The 2,350-nt window shown below is 50.9% G+C and carries 2 protein-coding genes; both read right to left on the reverse strand.

The features are described 5' to 3' along the window. Window positions 1-52: 52 nt before the first annotated feature. Window positions 53-235, reverse strand: coding sequence for a transposase (locus KBW69_RS24040; RefSeq protein WP_373690742.1), 183 nt, complete (start codon window positions 233-235; stop codon window positions 53-55). Next, the coding region (locus tag KBW69_RS23245; protein ID WP_257282509.1) for a C2H2-type zinc finger protein at window positions 213-2,350 on the reverse strand (2,138 nt) is incomplete at its 5' end. The genes KBW69_RS24040 and KBW69_RS23245, both read right to left, overlap by 23 nt.

Here is a 2,350-nt window from a genome sequence, read left to right on the forward strand (position 1 = left end):
GCAAACGAAAGGCACAACCACCAATACGTGCAGGAGTAGGCTTTTAATAGTTCTATCCTTTGTTTTCTATGGATAGGAGCAGTGAGGATAGACGAGATTTGTCATCGGTTAACCCGCCGCAGGTGATTGACAGATGGACGTGAACATTGCAATTGAGATCATAACCGAACGTGTGCAGTGCCCTTCCCCTCTGAGCCTGTGACAAGCAGACCTCAATCACTTGACTTTGCACCATCAAGCTTTCGTTTTCGGTGCTGCCTTCTGTGATCCGACAGGGCTCTCGCGTTTGGCAGGGTCTTATGGCACTCAGGGCAGGTTTGCTCCGAGGTGTGATCTTTTCTTCTGTGATCCGACAGGGCTTTCGCGTTTGGCAGGGTCTTATGGCACTCAGCGCAGGTTTGCTCTCCGGTGTGATATTGACTTTTGTGAACCGACAGGGCTAGAGCGTTTGGCAGGGTCTTCCGGCACTCAGGGCAGGTTTGCCTTCCGGTATGATCTTTTCTTTTGTGAGTCGAAAAGGCTTTCGCGTTTGGCAGGGTCTTATGGCACTCAGGGCAGGTTGGCTCCCCGGTGTGATATTCACTTTTGTGACTCGACAGGGCTTGCGCGTTTGGCAGGGTCTTATGGCACTCAGGGCAGGTTTGTTCTCCTGTGTGATCTTTTCTTTTGTGAGCCATAAGGGCTTTCGCGTTTGGCAGGGTCTTCTGGCACTTAGGGCAGGTTTGCTCTGGGGTGTGATATTGACTTTTGTGAGCCGACAGGGCTTGAGCGTCTGGCAGGATCTTCTGGCACTCAGGGCAGGTTTGCTCTGGGGTGTGATCTTTTCTTTTGTGAGCCGACAGGGCTTTCGCGTTTGGCAGGGTCTTCTGGCACTCAGGGCAGGTTTGCTCTCCGGTATGATCTTTTCTTTTGTGATTTGATAGGGCTTCAGCGTTTGGCAGGATCTTCTGGCACTCTGGGCAGCTTTGCTCCGGGGTGTGATTTCTTCTTTTGTGAACAGACAGGGCTTGAGCGTTTGGCAGGGTCTTCTGGCACTCAGGGCAGCTTTGCTCTCCGGTGTGATATTGACTTTTATGAGCCGACAGGGCTTGAACGTCTGACAGGATCTTCTGGCACTCAGGGCAGGTTTGCTCTGGGGTGTGATCTTTTCTTTTGTGAGCCGACAGGGCTCTCGCGTTTGGCAGGGTCTTCTGGCACTCAGGGCAGGTTTGTTCCGGGGTGTGATCTTTTCTTTTGTGATCCGAGAGGGATTGAACGTTTGGCAGGGTCTTCTGGCATTCAGGACAGGTTTGCTCCCCAGTATGATCTTTTCTTTTGTGATCCGACAGGGCTTGAGCGTTTGGCACGGTCTTCTGGCACTCTGGGCAAGTTTGTTCTCCGGTGTGATATTGACTTTTGTGATTATACAGGGCTTTCGCGTTTGGCAGGGTCTTCTGGCACTTAGGGCAGCTTTGCTCTCCCGTGTGATATTGACTTTTGTGAGCCAACAGGGCTCTCGCGTTTGGCAGAGTCTTCTGGCACTCACGGCAAGTTTGCTCCGGGGTATGATCTTTTCTTTTGTGAACCGACAGGGCTTGTGCGTTTGGCAGAATCTTCTGGCACTCACGGCAAGTTTGCTCCGGGGTATGATCTTTTCTTTTGTGATCCGACAGGGCTTGTGCGTTTGGCAGAATCTTCTGGCACTCACGGCAGGTTTGCTCTCCGGTGTGATATTGACTTTTGTGAGAGTTCAATGAGGCTTGAGAGCCAAGTGATTTTTCACAGCCGGGGTGATCACACCGGTATTTTTTGGGGCCTGCCCTCCTTTGTTTTTTCGCAGGAGGCGGATTTAATTTTAATGATGGACCGGTTGTGCTGTCAGCTCCCGAGACCAGTGTTGGAGCTTCTTCAGGATGGCTTACCAAGCCAGATTCCTGATCACCTGTTTGCAAATAGACATCTGTTCTGCAAGCGAAAGAGTCGTCTGAGGTTGAACGACACTGGGTGCTTGTGAAGGGAGCGAAGATACAGCGTCCTTGTCGATGACAGCAGGGCTGTTCATGGCAATTTTCGTCAAGGCTATGTTGGGAGTCTGTGGGCCGACCCGAATTTTCATCATTATGGTCGTTGTCGTATAGAGAATGCGATTTTTCTGAATATCTATTGAATGACTGAACATGATCCTCTTGCTCTGTTGTCCGGGAATAGTTACCGCCGCCCGTTCCGAACATCAAAGTGATGATATGAAATTTGTTTCGTCCACAGGGTTTGTCATAGGGTGGTGAGCCTGACTCTGAATATCCGTTTGTGCCGCTAATGTGTGATGGTTCGTTTTGCACCGGCCCCCAATCGGTCATTGGCACCGCAGATA

Origin of the sequence: Endozoicomonas sp. ISHI1, assembly GCF_024606225.1 — a bacterium.
Classification (GTDB): Bacteria; Pseudomonadota; Gammaproteobacteria; order Pseudomonadales; family Endozoicomonadaceae; genus Endozoicomonas_A.

Excerpts from the sequence above, each read along its gene's own strand:
- KBW69_RS24040 (WP_373690742.1), bottom strand. The coding sequence starts at position 235 with ATGGTGCAAAGTCAAGTGATTGAGGTCTGCTTGTCACAGGCTCAGAGG.